Raw genomic sequence first — 16,610 nt, forward strand, 5'->3', positions numbered from 1 at the left:
GATGACGGCGTTCTTCAAAACGATATTCGAGACGGACCGGGTCCGGGTTCGGGCTTTCGAAAAGCGCAGCTTCGGTCGGGTGAACGACATTCCACGCTCGAGTTGGTCAGCGGCTGGTTTGGACCGGGAAGCTCTTCTAGAATTGGAGGCGCTGGTCGACAACGGTGCGGCCAAATCGACGGACCTGGAAGTCTGGATATCTCCTACGGACGCAGCGTCGTTCACGGACCGAATTTCTGTCGCACTCGGATTTCCGCCTCCCGCTGCGCTCGGACTATCGATAGCTTTGGATGGAAGAATCGAAGACGCCCGCGGCTTGCTGAAACTGCGTTGGACCGACAAGTGGGGGAGCGAGGTTCGGCCAAAGAGGGCAGGCTTGCTGTTGCAGTGGGGGGAGCAGGTTGGCCGCCTCACCTCGACCTTGTTTTCTCTGATCGGAGCGGTGGATGGGTACAATGAGACCGTCGGGCGCGATCTCGAGCAGAGGGTGTCTGCCTGGCTGCCGGTGCAAGACGCGCTAAGGCGGATCACGGGAGCGGAAGTACAGCGCGACGGCTTCCTTGAGACGTTTACGCTATATCAGGCCGGTGCTTTTGCTCTCGATGTCCGCGAGACCTCAAATGGAGTGGATTTCACTCCTGTGCTGATGAGCCGGAATCGGGCTTTCGCTTTACAAGACGACGAACCAAATGACGCCGCCGACATTGAGCCTGCCTCAAATCAATCCCACGAGTTAGGGGGATGGAATGAGGCTTTGCTATCCGCAGAAGATCAGCGCTCGTTTGTCGAGCAAGCGATCGATAGAACGGGCTCGGCGAGGGATGCCTATCAGGTCGGTCGAAATCGCTTCGTCCTCGTCGATTCGGCGTTGAAGCTTGCGCTGAACGTCCTGACGGAAAAGCGAAAGGGGTCTGAACAGGCGCGTCGCGAATTCGTTCGCAACCCACGTGCCGCCATCGCTCACGCATTGGAGAGCGCCAACGAAAAGGCCGTGCCTGGACAATTGTTTGTCGAGACCAAGCACTATTCCGACCGCGTGGAAGGGCTTGGGCTTTGGGAGCGCCCTCAGCTTCCCTGGTTGACGCGACGCCCCAATGCATGGCTGCCCGAAGCAGGGTGGATCGTAGACGGGCCGGTCGAGGAACTCGCGCCACTGAGCGCGGAGGAATTGGAACAGGTCGAGAGGGATATTCAATCGGCCGAGATTCGCGGCGACGCGCATGTCGTCATTCGCGGCTGTCCCATTCCAATCGACTTTGCCCCGGAAGTTCTCGCGGACGAGCGTCGCCGATCGGCAGCGGGGCGGCAGGACGACGGCTCGACGTCGAAAGAGTCTCTCGCGGAAGACTTCGGCGGGGACCCCAAACAACGACTGGTCCTCCTGATCAAGAAGACCAACTTCGACGACGTCGAGTATGAACTCGAACGGAGGCAACGGACGGCGCTGATTGACACCGATGCGCCGCCGGCGGCGCGGATGGGGTCGACTCCTCTTAAACCTCATCAATCCGAGGGCTTTCAGTGGCTGGTCCAGGCTTGGAAAGCTGGCTGGCCGGGTGTTCTCCTTGCCGATGATATGGGTTTGGGCAAGACATACCAAGCACTCGCGTTTCTCGCCTGGCTCAAGGCCAACGCGGCAGCATCGCGTTCTCGGGTCCCGACGCATGGACCCTGCCTCATCGTGGCGCCAACCGCCCTGCTCAGAAATTGGGAGAAAGAGAGCCTCGACCGACTTTCCGACCTCGGCTTAGGACAGCGGATCGATGCCTACGGCAGCGCGCTCAAGCAGCTCAAGCTGCCGCGCTCCGCAGAGGGGAGGGATCAGGACACGCTCGACGTCGTTCGGTTGCGCGAAGCCGACTGGATTCTGACGACCTATGAGACCCTGACCGACCATGAAAGATCGTTCGCGCGGATCGCCTATCCGGTCGTGCTTTTCGACGAGATGCAGAAGATCAAGTCGCCGGATACCCTGAACACGAAGGCGGCAAAAGCGCTGAATGCCGATTTCGTCATCGGCCTGACCGGTACCCCGATCGAAAATCGAATGGAAGATCTTTGGTGCCTGTTCGACCGACTGATCCCGGGGTTCCTGGGTGACCTGAAAAGCTTCTCAAAAGCATTTCAGAAGGAGAATCGGGATAAGCTGAGCGAATTGAAGCGGTCGCTTGATTCACCCCAGCAAGCGGCGCCCCCGGTCATGAAGCGTCGGATGAAAGCCGATATCTTGGAAGGGCTTCCAGCGAAGCAGGAAAAAAAGTATCCGACCGCGATGCCTACGGCACAAGCTCAGGCATATCGAGAGTTGATCCAGGAAGCCCGCGGCAGTCGAGATCGATCCCCGGGTTTCATGCTCAAGGTGTTGCATGGAATGCGAGGCATTTCGCTGCACCCGGAGGATCCTGCTTCGATCGATGTGACGAACAAGGCTCGGTTCGACATGTTCGTGCGTGGATCCGCTCGCCTGTCGACGACGGTCAGGCTGCTGGAGCAGATCGCCAGCCGAAAAGAGAAGGCCCTTCTTTTCATCGAGAACCTCGCTATGCAGGAAGTGCTTGCGCGAGGATTGGCCATCACCTTCGGTCTGGACAGGCGGCCGGCGATCATTAATGGCTCCACGCCCGGTGAGCGTCGCTTGGCGATAGTCGAGAGCTTCGAGAAGGCGGGAAACGGATTCGGCCTGCTGATTCTCTCTCCCAAGGCGGCTGGCGTCGGCCTGAACATCGTCGCGGCCAACCACGTCATACACCTTAGCAGGTGGTGGAATCCGGCCGTCGAAGACCAGTGCAACGATCGCGCATATCGGATAGGGCAGACCAAGCCGGTCAACATCCACATCCCGATGGCCACCCATCCGGATCTGCCTAACGAGTCGTTCGACGAGGTCTTGGACAGATTGCTTGAGGCCAAGCGCACCTTGTCGCGCGACATGCTCGCGCCGCCGACAAGCGACGGCGATATCGACAGCCTGTTCGGCGAGACCGTGAGGAATTGATCGCGTTCCTATTTCACGGGATCGAGAAATCTCGATCGGTTACCGGACCATGTTATCAGCAGCTGATCCCGCGCTCTCGTGCAGCCGACATACAAGAGGCTCAGCTCCCGTTCGCGCGTCAAGCGCTTCTCGTCCGGCTCGCTCGCCAGGTCCAAGGCAGCCTGAAGAGGGACATGAGAGTCGTCGCAAGCGACGACCGCGACCGCCCGAAACTCGAGGCCCTTGGCGGAATGAAGCGTGCCCAAAATGATCTTCCCGTCTTCATGGGTCTTGTCCGGACCGAGCCAAGTGCCGCCAATGCCGGCCCGCTCTAAAGCGGGTCCGGCTCGTTCTTGAAGCGCCCGTCGCGTGCGCGCAAAGATGGCGATCTCACCGGGGGCGAACCCGCGATCCCGAAGTCCGATCAACCATTCGCCCAGGATGTCCACTTCTGCTGCGGGGTCGTTCGCGTCTTTCAAGTCGGGCTTGGGGCCGTGCAACAAGGAGACGGCCGCGCGCTCTTCCGGCTCTCCATCCAGCTCGTTTAGACGAGCCGGCAGTAGGTGGTCCGAGAATAGACGTATTTCTGCAGTCGTTCGATAATTGACCTTGAGACGGTGAGACCGTCCACGAACGTCGATCCCGGCGCCGAGCCAGGAGAAAGGCCAGCGGAAAATGCGCTGACCGACATCGCCGGCAAAGGTCAGCGGGCGAGAGCCGGTCGGTGCGAGGGCGGCGACCAATCTCAGTTCGCGCGGACCGAGATCTTGAGCTTCGTCCACTACGACATGCGTGAAGGGCCGAGTCTCGTCCTGTTCGATCCTCTGTCGCAAACGATCGCAGACCTCGCCGAACGTATGCAATTCGTTCGTCGCCAGTTGCCGCTGCACGCGCTCGAAGACGTCCCACAATTTTCGACGAAGGGCAGCGTTTAAAGCCATACCGCGGCCGTTACGAGCGATCACCTTGTATTCGTCGAACGTTTTAATGCCCCAATAGTCCACGACGGCGTCCCATTCGGTCCTTAAAAAGCTGGTCGTGATGGTCGGATCCAGGCCGCGCCGAGCACGTTCAATGAAATCATCGATCGTCCGATCGTCGGCAATCGCCAGCGGCTTGAGTCTCGAGGCGTGACTGTGGGCGTACGCATGAAGGTGGACTACATCTACTCTTTGGCGCGCCTCAGATGAAGATCCCAACAGGGCATCCATTCCTTCGGATAGTCTCTCCGACAAGATCTTCGAAAAGGTCGTCAGCAGGATTCTTCCGGAGTGGAGTTGGCGTGCGAGATGAGCGGCGCGATGCATGGCAACGACGCTCTTTCCCGTTCCGGCTGATCCGGATATCCGCGCCGGCCCGTTGAAGTTCCTTTCTACGGCGGCTCGTTGAGACGGGTGGAGAAAAACGAGCCATTCCGCCCACGGCTTCTCAAGCGCCTGAGCAACCATCTGTTCGTCGCTGGCAACCCAGAAACGCCGTTGAGCGTCGGGGTGCGTGAAGGGGTCAGCCTTGTTGTCGATTTGCATGACCGGACGAGGCTCGGGTCGCTCGCCGGCCGCGATTGCCACCAAAGCTTCCTGTGCTTCTTCCGGTAGTCGCGGGAGAAGTTCGAACAATCCGTCTTCGTCGACCTGGAGCAACAGTTCGAGATAGGTTGCCGGTACCCCGAATGAAAGGAGGTAATCTCGGTCTTCGTTCGCAAATATGCCGCGCCTTTCTGGTGCACGAATAACCGTCCTAATTTCCTCGCGAACGACTTCAACGAGCTCGACGATTTGCGCGGCGCCGGTGACAGGATGAACCTCGAACCGTCTCCGTTCCGCCCAAGAATAGGCATCGTCGTGATGGGCGACATAACAGAAGACCGACTTTTGACCGTGCTTATAAACGACGATGCGCAGGTCGCGGTTGACCCTGATCGTCCAGAAATTCTTTTCCCGCGCCTTGTCTACGCGGTGCAACGACAAGCCGGGCCGCGATGGATCCGACATATAGTCGACGATTATGGTCTTGGTGGCCGTTTGCTCGGCGTTGGTAAGCCGGTTTAGGCTACGATGAAAGGTGTTCGCGAGCTCAAGCACCGTTGTGCGCTTCCCACGTCATTAGTCGTTTGGCTATGCAGTTCACCGTTCGATGGAAGCTCGCTTAGCGGTCCACTATTTTCCCGTTCGCTCGTCGCACCACATTGGACAACCCAATCTGATCTAGGTCAGAACCTTTTCAAGGTGTTTCGCGAGGATCGCCTCGCGCTCCGAAAGGAATTCGCCGAATTTTGCATAGGGGAACGATGACCAGCTTGGAAAGTGGTGCATCGCCAGAAAATAGCCCTTCTTTGTGCTGTCCCCTAGTTCGTGGTCAAGCCAGTCGTCGAAGTCGCTATCCGATTTGGCCTGGTTGGGCCCGCCCTGCAGTAATTGCAGATTGGCGAGATTGTCCCTGAGGTTTGGCCACTCGCGCGCATCTGGCGCGCTCACATCTTTCGCCAGGAGCCGGCGTTCCGTCATCTTACTTCTGGGATAGACATGATCAATATGGAAGCCATTTGAGAAATCGAAGTTCGGATAAAGCACGCTCAAAACGAGGAAAGTCTGCCGGTTTTTGTATTGTAGCCCCAATAGATTCTGGATCTCATCCGGCGAGAATTTGATGGATCGGTTAAGCTGCGTGAGCCGGTCATTTATCGCGAATTCCGGAAACGCGTCGACGGAAGCGCTCTGCAACTCCCCACGAAGCGCGGCGAGGATGGTGTCGCCCATCGACCCGAACGTTCCCCGGAGAAGAACCTTCGTGAGCCAACTACGGATCCCGGCCCGGTCCGCCGAGGTGGTCGAGGAATGCAAATAGGCGTCGGTGGCGCCCTTTTTTCGCAGGTAGTACGCAATGGGAATCAAGGCGTTTGCCGAGAGCAGCGACCGATCGGTTAGTCCGAAGGACCTGGCCAGGTGGGCGGTCAGCGACAGGGCGGTCTTGATCGAGGGCCACGCCTTTTCGATGGTGGCCATGTTCTGTGCATTGAAGTTCTCGATCTTGAACTTCACGTCAGATATATCCGAAAGTACCAGCGCGGATTTGAGGACAAAATCCTGGTCGAAAGTCAATTCGTCGCTGACGCTGTTCAATTCGTCGACAAACGCGTGGATGGCTTGACGGGCATCGGTGCCTTTCCACGAAGCCGTCGCGATCGAAAGCAGCAGGTCCGAATAGCTCAGCTTTGTGCCGCCGCTGTTTATTCGGATGAATATCTGTAAGACCTTGTCGAGATCGGCTTCGCGCTCCAGGAAGAAGTTGACATTCCCAAGCGTATTAAATGTCTCGCAGATCATGCCGAGCGTCCGTGCCGCAAAATCCCGCCTTTCTTGAGGGGCAGAGCTGATCCGTTCCATCGCCATGAACATCAAGACATGGCTCACATTCTTGATTTTCGAAAACAGCTCAGGAAACGACACCCAGAAGCGCTCGGTATCGGCCGCGGCTTCCTCCGTCGTGAGAAACCGGATGGCGTAAAACTTTTGCTCGTCGGTATCGTCGGCCGGCCCGAGAAGATCGATGCAAAGCTTCTTGATCGGGTATGCGGCTAGATTTGAACGTTGCTTGTTCTTGGTGCGGCTCGCATAGGTGCCGGTTAGGGCGATGACGAGCGCCGTCAGTCGCTGCTGACCGTCCAGCACGGCGGTAACATCGCGATCACCTGTCAATTGCGCCGGCGCGTTGTGCCGAGCATTGTACTCGTGATAGTGCGTCAGAAATCGATAGAACTGCCAGTCGTTCACTTGACTGCGAGGCACTTCCCAAAAGAGAAAGCTGCTGATCGGGTAGCCGCGCAACAATGAATCGAAAAGAAGCTCAATTTGCTCGGGCTCCCAGATGAATTCGCGCTGAATGGCTGGAAGTACGTATTTTCCATCGAGAATGTTTTGTATGGCCTGACGGATCGGAATCGGCGTTTCGAATGGCATTTCATCTCCCCCACAACCGTCGATAAGAGCTGACGCGCATCGCACGTGTCAAGGCGACCCAGTTGCGAAGCCGAGTTGAAAACCGCACTTCATTCGCCTTGGCGACAAAGCTACAAACCGATGCTCAGGAGATTGCTCGGCGGTGAGGGACACTCCCCAGAAGAGAGCGGCATGGAGGATTAACGTCCCCTTCGATCATACGCGCTGGCGGGGGCGAAGAAGCCGGCGGCCAAGCCGCAGCGTAAGGCGGCTTAGACCGCTCAGACGACTGGCTGGAGGCAGTCGGCGGATCGCGCAAAAACCGGCTTATAGGAGGCCCAGGCGATCAGCCGATTTAAGTCATGGCTTGATCGCCGTGAGGCCGTCGGCGGAAAGCATCGGATCTTCGTCGACGTCCAGCATCAAGAGAGCGGCGGTTGGCGAGATGGGGTAGAAGATCGAGAGAGGCTAGGTCGGCTCGGGGCGGGTGCCCTTCACGGGCTGATCGCCGGTGATGAAGGGCACGTCGGTGCGATTGAGCTCCTATTAATGGTTTTACAGTCGAAAACGACGAAACCATTTGTCGTCCAACGCTTGCTCTTTAACCAAATAAGATATTACGATTGCAGGATTTTCAGAATTTGTAGATCAAATCAAAGTTTTCGTATACGCCGAAATACTTCGAAAATAACTTTGCTTTACTTCGTTTTCGACGCTTTTCGTCGCTCTCCGTCCAGTTGATCTACATCCGTTGAGGTCCGTGGCGGTTCGTTTCGAATCCAATTGCCATCCACGCTTCCGCCATTTGGACTCCCGTGAGACTTTGGACTTCGCAAAAACCGGTTCCTATGTAATCTGACCCCATCCAATCCAAGAAACCCCTGTGCCCTAGCGCTTTCTTTGATTCGGATTATCGTAGGTCATCTCAGAGCCGCGACGCTGCCGACGATCTGGCCGAGCAGGATCGTCTTCGGAGACGCCCCGCGGGTGGCCTTGAGCGCGAAGGCCTTACCTTCGTTCGTCCTCGCGTCGGCGATCACGAGTTCTTCGCCGACCAGCACCGCATACACGGCCGAGAAGATCTCGCGGACCGACGCGTCGACGATGAGCCGATCGCCGGGCGCCACGGAGAAGCCGCCCGTCCTGGTCTGTCTCGGCACGGCGACGACCACGCAGCCGGCGGGATCGGCCCGCAGCACGCCTTCGAGGAACGCGGCCGGCATCGACCAGCCGCGCATCGTCGCCGGCCGCGCCGCCGAGTCCGGCTTGCGCATGAGGCGGGCGAGTCCTTCGATTTCGTATTCGGGAAGCGTCTCGCCGGCGGAGGTCGGCGTCGCGCGAGGATCGATCGGCGGCTCCGCCGCCGTGGTGCGCGCCGGCGGCGTGAACGTCGGCATCAGGGGGAGGGCCTCCTCGTCGTTCTTGTCGTAGGTGGCGAGCAGCTCCGGGAGTCGGTCTTCGATGGCCGGCGGATACCCGCTCGGCGGATTCCCCTCCAGAAGCCAGACCGGCTCGCATCCGTAGACCGCGGCATAGATGCGCGCCTGGCCTATGTCGAAGGCGAACAACCCGCGCTCGGCGCTGCTCACGGTCGTCCGGTGCAGGTCCATGGCCTTCGCGGCGGCGGCCGGCGTCGGAAATCCGGCGAGCCTGCGCGCCAGACGCAGCCTCTGGGCGCGAAACGCGTCGTCTCCCTCGGCGGGGCGGCGTTGCGCCATGACCCGCAATTCGAGCTGCCGCTCCCGGAGTTGGTCGACGACGATCTTGCTGTCGGCCACCTCTTCGCCGTCGGCAGGCTCTTCGCCCTCGACCGGATCGTCGCCCCCGAGCCATTTCACGGAGACGCCGTAGGCGCGCGCGTAGTCTTTAAGAGTGTCCGCGTTCATGTCGCGGATGGCACCCTCGTGCGACCGGTACCTGGGCTCCGGCCACCCGAAGTGCTGAGCTGCTTCGCGAGCCGTGGCGTAGCCGGCATGCAGCCGCGCGGCGGCGAGCCGTGCCGCCCGCCGCGGATTTCCGGAGTATTTGGATTCACCCGCCATAGGCCCACCTTCCGAGCGTAGTATAACGATTCGACCGGTGTTAACCACTTCAGCGACGTTCAATGGCCGGCTCGCATTTTGTGCATTAGGAATGCACATATGCATAATGATCGCAAAACGCCCGACGGCAAGGCTCCCAGCGAGCGGGTCCTTGCTCGCCCGGATCCCGGGTCCTGGGGACCTGATGAGCTGCTGACTCTGAGCGAGGCGGCATATCTCTTCTGGCCGAACGGGCCGATTACGACCGCGACCCTTCGCACCGCCGTCCGCAAGGAGGAGCTCTCGGTCGCGGAAATTGCCTCGAAATTCTTCACCACCAGACGTTCAATCGAGGCGACGAGCGTGCCGGCGATCCGCCGGATGGCCGCCAAGCCCCAGCCGGTGTCGGCACCGGCGCCAGAGGCCGAGCCGAAGAAGGCCGAGGCGTCGTTGCCGGCCCGAACTGCTGTCGAGCGCCTCCAGACGCTGAAGCGTCCCCGCCGCTCCTCTTAACCCCGCATTAAGCATGACCATCGAGAGCACAACCGCCTCGATGGACTCTGCGAGCGTAGTCTATTACACACATATCGGAGCGTAGTAGAGAACGCTCGAAACCCAGAAGGAGGCCACCATGAAGTACGCCAAGCACAAGCACACGAAGAAGGACCTGCCGATGGGGGCGGTCCCGTCGCCGGTCGTCAGCACCGAGGGCTCCGCGCCCGGCCCGCGCAACATCGCCGCCAGCCTGCTGGCGTTGGGTCGCGGTGCGACCAAGGGCCCCGAGAAGTCCGACGACATCCTGGTCCTCCGCAAGTCGCGGTCGACCACCGGGACCACCGACGGGATCTTCTATCTCGAGGGGGCCTCGACGGGTCTGCGCGAGAGCGAGGGCGAGCTCGCCGAGACCTTGAAGGTCGCCACGCGCATGGCCACCGACGCCGAGCGCCTCGCCCGCGTCCATCCCGAGTCGATCCCGCTCGAGGCGATCATCCGCAACGCGATCGGCATCGAGCCCCCCGAAATCCTCGGCAAGCGCGAACACGACCTGTGGAAGGTGAAGTTCCGCCGGGGCAACATCCTGCTCAAGAACCTCGAAGAGGGGCTCACGGTCGGGACGTTCACCGAAGCGAAGCTGGCCGAAAGCTGGGACGTCTTCGCCAAGGTGCCGGTCGCCTACGCCAACAAGACGTCCGGAGGCGAGGGCGATGTCGAGGTGAAGGTGAAGAAGGGCGCCAAGAAGCCGCGGACGCTCTCCTACACCTACATCCGCGACACGTTCTCCTGGCTGCGCGCCGAGATCGGCAAGTACCTGCACGAACGCCACATCTACTGGGTGCCGCCGCTGCCGCTGCCGACCACCAAGGTCCGCCGCGAGGAGTTCCTGTGCCGCGACGATCTCGCGCGCCTCCTGTGGGCATGCCGCGGCCGCATCTGGCTCAACGCGCTCGGCGGCTGGATCAAGGTCCGCAAGATCGTCGATGGCGTCGACCGCCTCGTCAACTACATCGACCACGAACTCGCGCGTCAGGCGAAGGGCATCGCGCGTGCGTTGCTCCTGATGGTCTACACCGGCCTCCGGAAGAGCGCCTGCAAGAAGATCCTCTGGAACGCGCACGCCACCCAGGGTCACATCGACGTCGTCGACGGCATCATCCGCCGCGTCGGCTACAAGCAGCTCACGACGAACAAGACCCAGCGGCCCACCTCCCATATGCTGGACCGCATCCTGCAGCACTGCCGCCGCTGGCACGCGGCCGATACCAAGAACCGCTACGACCAGGTCGTCCGCAACAAGGAGAATGCGCCCTATACCTCGTCGTTCGACGCGATCTTCGACTCGGTCGTCGACGCCGCCGGGCTCTCCAAGCAGATCGTCGTGCATACGATGCGCCACACCTGCGCCACCTGGCAGGCCATCGTCGGCGTCCCGATCCAGGCCGCGGCCGATCTCATCGGCGTCACCGTCGACACGCTCGAGGATGTCTATCGCAAGTGGCACCCCTCGACCCAGGAGGTGGCGGCGAAGGCCTGGCGCGACCGCGAGAACCTCGCGCGGCTGAAGCGCGTCAAGTTCGCCGACCTCCCCGACCGGGCGGATCCGGATGCGCGCGTGCCGAGCCGCGCGCTGCCGCGCGAGGGCCGCGAGCGCAAGACGCGCGACAAGCTGCGCAGCCTGGCCGCGGCCAACGCCGGAGTGCTGTCGTGATGCTCGTGCCCGGAGTCTCGCTGGGGAAGTCGGCTGCCAAGGTGTTCGACCCCGATCTGTGGCGCGCCTGCTTCCGGTCGGAGCGCACCGCCTTTCGCGGCCTGGCGGCGAGCAGCGTGCTCGCCTCCTGCCACCGCAGGCTCTGCGAACTCGAAAAGCTGCCTCGCTACGCATGGCGCGACGGTACGCTCCAAGTCAGCCGCTCGGGTGATCCGCGGCCGATGCCGTTGCTGCCGTTCGCCGACCAGGCTCTCCGCCTGATGGACGCGGCCGGCGTCGGCTCCGAAGGCGCGACGCTGTTCACCACGGAAGGCGGGGCGCCGATGCCCCCCGGCAATCTGCGCGAGCAGATCGTCGGATTCGGCCGCCGTCACGGCATCGCGGAGAATCTGCCGTCCAACCTGCTCGCGACCTTCCGCGAGGCCGTTGGCGGCGGCGAGATCGCCGACGGTCTCTTCGGACGGGCGGCGCCCGTGTTCGACATCGAGGAGGAGCGCGCCTTTCTCGAGGCCTGCCACCCGCTGATGAGCATCGTGTTGCCGTCGGTGACCGATCCGGCGTTCGATACGCCGGTGGCACGCGCGCTCGCCTGCACGTCGCGGCGCGAGCTCGACGAGGAGGCGCGCGAGCGCGTCCGTCTCGCGGAGTTTCCGGAGCTCTACGAGGCCTGGACCGAGCGGAAGCTCGATGCCACGCACTTCTCGATGTATCTGGGCCTCGACAACGTTGCCCGCTGGATCCGACGCTACCGCGAGAAGGGCGTCGCCGGTCTCAAGCAGAAGCTGCCCTCGCCGAACCGGAAGAAGGCGTTCATCGTCGATCTGCGGCGCAAGCGCGGTCACCATGAGAGCGAGGCGGCGTTCCGCAAGCACCTCGACACCGAGCACGGCATCGTCGTGAGCGAGTCCTGGCTCTCCAAGGTGCTGGCCAAGGCGGGGGTTCTCGGTCTCCGCATTGCGCAGAAGGAGTGGCGCGAAAAGGTCGTGGAGATCTTCAAGATCCACGCGCCCGTCCGCGACGCCCGCAAGTTCTGGAAGGAAGTGCTCTGCGACGAGCACGGCTATCCCTACACGCTGTACTGCGCGCGGGCGACCGTCGCGGCCGCCGGCCTCGAATTCTCGGTGCCTGCCCGCGATCCCGCTCGCGTCGAGGAACGGCGCCGGCTCGTCCTCAAGCTCTACAAGCTCCACGCCCCGGTTCGCCGCCTCGACGTCTTCCTCGAGATGCTGCGCGAAAAGCACGGCGTGAAGATGGAGCTGAAGCGCCTGCGCGAGATCCTCGACGAGGCCGGGCTGCGTCCCAAGCAGGCGAAGAAGTTCAGCAAGCCGCGGAAGGCCGCCAAGCGCGCGGCCCGAGTCCCCAGCGCGAACTGATCCCCCAAGGCAATCCTGACAGGAGTGACGACCATGAAGCACGCCCCGAACAGCTACGCCGCGATCCAGATGACCCTCGACAGGTTTCCCGAATTGAAGACCAGCACGGAGAACGACGATCTCTTCATGTGCGAGACGTCGCCGCCCGAGGTGACCGGCGACATCGTCGAGTTCTGTGCCCACGTCGGCGACACCGTCCCTCCGATCCCCATCTTCGTCGACGTCGTGCCGTCTCCGACCGCGCGCGAGGGCTGGTGCTTCGCCAACGTGGCGGACAGGGTGGCCGAGGCGGGCGGAGAGCCGGTCCACGGCTGGACGATCTGGGGTGCCCCCTCCCTGTTCTACACGGCCGAATTCCATGTCGTCTGGAAGACGCCGGCCGGCAAGCTGGTGGACGTCACGCCCAAGCAGGACGGCGAGGAATACATCTTGTTCCTGCCCGACGACCGCTACCCCGTCGGCTTCGACTTCATGGGGCGGCCCAATAACATCCGCACGCGCGTCTACGGCCACGACCGGCGCCGGGACGAAGTCGTCTGCAAGATGCTCGGTTTCAGCGAAGCCAGGTTGGCCTACGAGACGAACAAGGCGCGGCGTCGCGGCCTGACGCTGCCCCAGTCCATCGGCATGCGGCTCGGATCGCGTGATCGCCTCGAGCGCCTCATCGACAAGTTCCTGGAGGACGTCGGCATCCTCGAATCCATGCTGATGCCGACGCCGCAAGGAATGGAGTGCAAGGATCCGCGCCGGTCGGCGGAATTCAGGCGCCGTGCCGCGGACGTCCTGCGGCAGAAGAACAAGCTCTTCCTGACGGTGGACTTGCTCGTCCGCGGCGCGAAGCCGCACCCGGGGGCCTGATCCATGCGCGCGTACGTCATCGACCCAATGGACGAAAGCCTTTCCGAGGTCGATCTCCCGGACCTGACCTCGGAAATCCGCCGTCTGTTCGACGGCGCGCGGATCGAGCGCGTGGAGACGCTGCCGGCCGGCGACGCCATCCATCTCGTCGTATCCGACGCGAGCGCAGGCACGTTTCGTGTCGGGGGATCGCGAGACTATCGCGGCGTCGGTCTGGTCCTCGGACGGCGCGGGGCCTTCGGCCTCTTCGGTCACGTGATGACCGACCTCGATTCGCTGTCGGCGATCCTGCGCTTCGGCTCCTGCATCGAGCCGCAGACCGTCGCCGAGGTGACAGACGACAGCCGCCACCGTCGTTCGGACTGCGACTGATCGACCATCCAAGAAAGGAAGAAGCATGAAGTTCTCTGAGTTCAAGCACGGTCCGGCCCGCCATCTGTTCGCCGGCCTCGGTGGTGAGTGGTTGGCCATCTTCGACGGCACGCACTCGTTCGAAGAACTGAGGTTCGCGATCATCGACCGCAACGACAAGGACGTCGGCCGCTTCGTCCGGGCGATCCGCCGGTACGCGGGCTTCTGCTCCAGCGGCGAGTTCCGGTTGCTGCTGGCCGTCGCCGCGTTCGCCGACTTCGGTCACGTCGCCGACGACCTGTCCGGCAACACGACCTGGCAGAACATCACCCGAGGCTGCGACGCCGATTACCGCGCGGCGATCGCGGCCTGCGTCATGGCCGCTCCGTAGATCGACACGAAACGACCTAACCCAAGACGCAAGATATGAAGAACGCACCCGTTGCGACGAAGGGACTTCTCCTGAAGGAGTTGAGCCGTCGGGCCTACAGCAAGCACGGCGACAACACGATCGAGAGGATCGTGCTCGAGCATGGTGTCCCGTTCACGGGCATCGACAGGCCGAAGGGAATGCGGTTGCGGAAAGCCCAGTACTGCTTCCGCAACTCGTTCTACGCCGCGAGCGAGCAGCCGGGAATGTTGTACGTGGAAGGCTTCGCCGCAGTGGCGAACTCGGTCGTGGTCCACCACGGTTGGATATCGCCCGACGGAGTCCACGCGATCGACGTGACGCTCCGTTACCCGCCTGAGAGCATCGAGTTCTTCGGGGTCGCGTTCACGGTCGGTACGGCCACGAGCGAATTGCTGCAGACCAATCAGCTGATGCCGCTTTTCAATTCGTGGAAGCCCGGCTCGCGGCTGCTCGTCCTGGCGGAGAAGGCCGCAAAGTCCCCGGCGCCGACCGGGCCCGGTGTGTCGGGCCCGTAGAGGTCGCGAGACGCTGAATAAGATCGCTGAGTTTCGCAAGCTCTCGTCAGATGCGAGTGCGAATGGAGAAATTTCAATGTGTGGATTGCCGGTGACTGTGGGCTTCTTCTTCCGGCGCGACTTTGTACCGAGGAGGTGCAGGTCTCCGCGGACCGAATGGTTCAGGGCGGAGTGCGGCTCGGTCATTAGGATCATCGAACCTCCCGAGGCGACGCCGGCATTCCGCGTGACGTTTCCCGAACGGGAATCGCCGCACCCGTCGAGGACGCGACGGTTGCCGGAAACCGACTTGATTCTCCTGCACCATGACGCCGCTTTTTGGTGGCCGCTCCACATCTGGGAGGAAGATCGCTATCCCTATGCGGAGATTTCAGTCGATGGTCTGCTCGAATTCTTGACGGAGCCTTACGACCTGTTCGGCTTCACGCCGCCGTGGGATCCGGTCCCCTTCGATTCCGGAATGTTCGCATTCGCGCGGAAGCTTTGTCGGGATGACGAAGAGATCAATGCCGGCATCGCGGCGCAGCGCGTTCACGAGAACTTCCTGATCTGCGGCGGTCACGCCTACGTCGCGGCGGCATGCCCGTCTACGTCCACGGTTGGCATCGATCGCTGCGGAAGAATGTCTTCGGTGTTGCGAACTCCGGCGCCGATCGATCCATCGAGCCTGCGATCGTGACGTTGTTTACGCATCGCTCGCAGGAGTGGCGCCAGACATTCGAGTCGGCGGACATTTGGCTCCCGACGGATCGCGATGCCGCGCTGTCGATCATCGGCGAACAGGCCGATTGGGGCCCGGTGATCGAAGTCCTGGCCGCTGACACAATCGTGGACGTGCTTTTCGAGACCAGGCTGGACGCCATTTTCGCCGGAGCTCTCGAAATGTTCGAGCGCCGCTCGGGCACCTGGAAGCCGAAGCTGGCCAAGGTATATCGGGAGATGCTTGCGCCGGGAATCGAGGTCGCCGCCGGTCCTGAACTGAACCGCCGCCGATTCGCGGCGCTCTCGGAGCTTCTTGGGACGTCGACGCCCAGGCACATGGATCGGCTTGCGCTGAATTTCTACGACATGACGCTGCGGCACGGTCTGGATCTGCCGTTGTTCGACATCTCGGTGTTCGGCCCCACCGCCGAGTTGGCGATGGAAGACGATGCCGCGCTCGCAAGTCTGGCTTAAGCGAGGTCGTCCGGCGCCCTCACGTCGAGCCTTGCGGAGCAAAATTTTTGGGTTCGGGCTCGACTCTATGTTCATGATATGTTCTCATGCCGTCATGAGCGACCGACCGGCGAGCTGGCGCATGCCGTCACGTAAAGAGATGGAAAAATTGGCTGCGGCCAACGAGCGACGGAGCGACGCGGCTCAGACGGGGCATGCCGATATGCCCACGGAATACTGGGATTCCGTGATGGCGGATCCCGCTGTGGCGGCGAGGTCCGGCATCCCGATTCAGCAGCGGCGCCTTTCGGAGATCCCGCGCCATGTGCTGCGGGTCGGATGCCAGCGATGCGAGCGGGTCATCGAGATTCAGAAGGCGGACGCGGTCCGATTCTATGGGCAGCATTCGATTTGGAAGGATGTAGGGCAGAAGCTTCTAGGTCAGACCTGTCCACATCGAACCGGACGATACGAAGAGGATGGCTGCTGGCCATCGTTCAACCAACCCTGAACGAATCGACGCGCGCCGTGGACTCGCATGGCTCCGAAGTATCACCCCGCGCCCTTGTCTGGAGGCGATCGCAAAGCCTTGAAGAAGGAACTGGGCAAGGTTCGCCAGCCGGCAACGGCGATCATGACATACAGAATGGTCCAAGCGATCGGGAAGGCCCAGTTCGGCGGCACGAACGCGGGCTTTGCCAGCCCGGCATACCAAACGCCTGGAAGATTGGTCGCGCCGATCAGCCAACCGATTCCGACCACACCGACGACGAAGGACGACAACTGAAGCATTCGCCACCTCGCGATTCA

Annotated in this window: 14 protein-coding genes and 1 pseudogene; 10 read left to right on the forward strand and 5 right to left on the reverse strand. The window is 61.8% G+C overall.

Annotated features, from left to right (window positions below; translation table 11 throughout):
• The first annotated feature begins 1 nt into the window (after window position 1).
• Window positions 2–2,995, forward strand: coding sequence for a DEAD/DEAH box helicase (locus PMN64_RS00450; RefSeq protein ID WP_411779204.1), 2,994 nt, complete (start codon window positions 2–4; stop codon window positions 2,993–2,995).
• 8 nt (window positions 2,996–3,003) lie between these two features.
• Here PMN64_RS00450 and PMN64_RS00455 read toward each other — a convergent pair whose 3' ends face one another.
• From PMN64_RS00455 to PMN64_RS00465, 3 genes are all read right to left on the reverse strand, one after another.
• Complete coding sequence (locus PMN64_RS00455; protein WP_411779205.1) at window positions 3,004–5,055, reverse strand: UvrD-helicase domain-containing protein; 2,052 nt, start codon at window positions 5,053–5,055, stop codon at window positions 3,004–3,006.
• Between the two features lie 123 nt (window positions 5,056–5,178).
• A complete protein-coding gene (locus PMN64_RS00460) occupies window positions 5,179–6,930 on the reverse strand; it encodes a DUF262 domain-containing protein (protein WP_411779206.1) in 1,752 nt (583 codons plus the stop codon).
• Between the two features lie 899 nt (window positions 6,931–7,829).
• Window positions 7,830–8,951, reverse strand: a complete 1,122-nt coding sequence (locus tag PMN64_RS00465; RefSeq protein ID WP_411779207.1) for a helix-turn-helix domain-containing protein — start codon at window positions 8,949–8,951, stop codon at window positions 7,830–7,832.
• Between the two features lie 99 nt (window positions 8,952–9,050).
• On the opposite strand from PMN64_RS00465, the gene PMN64_RS00470 reads away from it, so the two are divergent.
• From PMN64_RS00470 to PMN64_RS00500, 7 genes are all read left to right on the forward strand, one after another.
• The gene (locus PMN64_RS00470) at window positions 9,051–9,443 is read left to right on the forward strand and encodes a hypothetical protein (RefSeq protein ID WP_411779208.1); all 393 of its coding nucleotides are present in this window, start codon (window positions 9,051–9,053) and stop codon (window positions 9,441–9,443) included.
• Between the two features lie 118 nt (window positions 9,444–9,561).
• Window positions 9,562–11,136 carry a tyrosine-type recombinase/integrase gene (locus tag PMN64_RS00475; RefSeq protein WP_411779209.1) on the forward strand — a complete coding sequence of 525 codons (1,575 nt, stop codon included), beginning with the start codon at window positions 9,562–9,564 and terminating at the stop codon, window positions 11,134–11,136.
• Window positions 11,136–12,509 carry a hypothetical protein gene (locus PMN64_RS00480; protein WP_411779210.1) on the forward strand — a complete coding sequence of 458 codons (1,374 nt, stop codon included), beginning with the start codon at window positions 11,136–11,138 and terminating at the stop codon, window positions 12,507–12,509. The genes PMN64_RS00475 and PMN64_RS00480 overlap by 1 nt, the downstream gene beginning before the upstream one ends.
• Window positions 12,510–12,542: 33 nt before the next feature.
• Window positions 12,543–13,367, forward strand: a complete 825-nt coding sequence (locus tag PMN64_RS00485) for a hypothetical protein (RefSeq protein ID WP_411779211.1) — start codon at window positions 12,543–12,545, stop codon at window positions 13,365–13,367.
• A 3-nt stretch (window positions 13,368–13,370) separates the two neighbouring features.
• Window positions 13,371–13,739, forward strand: coding sequence for a hypothetical protein (locus tag PMN64_RS00490; protein ID WP_411779212.1), 369 nt, complete (start codon window positions 13,371–13,373; stop codon window positions 13,737–13,739).
• A gap of 25 nt (window positions 13,740–13,764) precedes the next feature.
• On the forward strand, window positions 13,765–14,109 hold the full coding sequence (locus PMN64_RS00495; protein ID WP_411779213.1) for a hypothetical protein: 345 nt from the start codon (window positions 13,765–13,767) through the stop codon (window positions 14,107–14,109).
• Window positions 14,110–14,144: 35 nt separating this feature from the next.
• Window positions 14,145–14,645, forward strand: a complete 501-nt coding sequence (locus PMN64_RS00500; protein WP_411779214.1) for a hypothetical protein — start codon at window positions 14,145–14,147, stop codon at window positions 14,643–14,645.
• Window positions 14,646–15,015: 370 nt separating this feature from the next.
• Here PMN64_RS00500 and PMN64_RS00505 read toward each other — a convergent pair whose 3' ends face one another.
• A complete protein-coding gene (locus PMN64_RS00505) occupies window positions 15,016–15,207 on the reverse strand; it encodes a hypothetical protein (protein WP_411779215.1) in 192 nt (63 codons plus the stop codon).
• A 17-nt stretch (window positions 15,208–15,224) separates the two neighbouring features.
• Between PMN64_RS00505 and PMN64_RS00510 the strand changes: the two genes are divergently transcribed.
• A complete protein-coding gene (locus PMN64_RS00510) occupies window positions 15,225–15,821 on the forward strand; it encodes a hypothetical protein (RefSeq protein WP_411779216.1) in 597 nt (198 codons plus the stop codon).
• A gap of 121 nt (window positions 15,822–15,942) precedes the next feature.
• Entirely contained in the window at window positions 15,943–16,311 is a 369-nt protein-coding gene (locus PMN64_RS00515; RefSeq protein ID WP_411779217.1) for a hypothetical protein, read from the forward strand.
• 98 nt (window positions 16,312–16,409) lie between these two features.
• On the opposite strand, the pseudogene PMN64_RS00520 reads toward PMN64_RS00515, so the two are convergent.
• Window positions 16,410–16,592, reverse strand: a pseudogene (locus PMN64_RS00520) (tryptophan-rich sensory protein); the annotation flags it as partial.
• Window positions 16,593–16,610 lie beyond the last annotated feature (18 nt).

This window comes from Bradyrhizobium sp. UFLA01-814, from assembly GCF_046718885.1.
GTDB classification, from domain to species: domain Bacteria; phylum Pseudomonadota; class Alphaproteobacteria; order Rhizobiales; family Xanthobacteraceae; genus Bradyrhizobium; species Bradyrhizobium elkanii.

Excerpts from the sequence above, each read along its gene's own strand:
- PMN64_RS00450 (WP_411779204.1), top strand. The coding sequence starts at position 2 with ATGACGGCGTTCTTCAAAACGATATTCGAGACGGACCGGGTCCGGGTT.
- PMN64_RS00460 (WP_411779206.1), bottom strand. The coding sequence starts at position 6,930 with ATGCCATTCGAAACGCCGATTCCGATCCGTCAGGCCATACAAAACATT.
- PMN64_RS00465 (WP_411779207.1), bottom strand. The coding sequence starts at position 8,951 with ATGGCGGGTGAATCCAAATACTCCGGAAATCCGCGGCGGGCGGCACGG.
- PMN64_RS00470 (WP_411779208.1), top strand. The coding sequence starts at position 9,051 with ATGCATAATGATCGCAAAACGCCCGACGGCAAGGCTCCCAGCGAGCGG.
- PMN64_RS00475 (WP_411779209.1), top strand. The coding sequence starts at position 9,562 with ATGAAGTACGCCAAGCACAAGCACACGAAGAAGGACCTGCCGATGGGG.
- PMN64_RS00480 (WP_411779210.1), top strand. The coding sequence starts at position 11,136 with ATGCTCGTGCCCGGAGTCTCGCTGGGGAAGTCGGCTGCCAAGGTGTTC.
- PMN64_RS00485 (WP_411779211.1), top strand. The coding sequence starts at position 12,543 with ATGAAGCACGCCCCGAACAGCTACGCCGCGATCCAGATGACCCTCGAC.
- PMN64_RS00490 (WP_411779212.1), top strand. The coding sequence starts at position 13,371 with ATGCGCGCGTACGTCATCGACCCAATGGACGAAAGCCTTTCCGAGGTC.
- PMN64_RS00495 (WP_411779213.1), top strand. The coding sequence starts at position 13,765 with ATGAAGTTCTCTGAGTTCAAGCACGGTCCGGCCCGCCATCTGTTCGCC.
- PMN64_RS00500 (WP_411779214.1), top strand. The coding sequence starts at position 14,145 with ATGAAGAACGCACCCGTTGCGACGAAGGGACTTCTCCTGAAGGAGTTG.
- PMN64_RS00510 (WP_411779216.1), top strand. The coding sequence starts at position 15,225 with ATGCCCGTCTACGTCCACGGTTGGCATCGATCGCTGCGGAAGAATGTC.
- PMN64_RS00515 (WP_411779217.1), top strand. The coding sequence starts at position 15,943 with ATGCCGTCACGTAAAGAGATGGAAAAATTGGCTGCGGCCAACGAGCGA.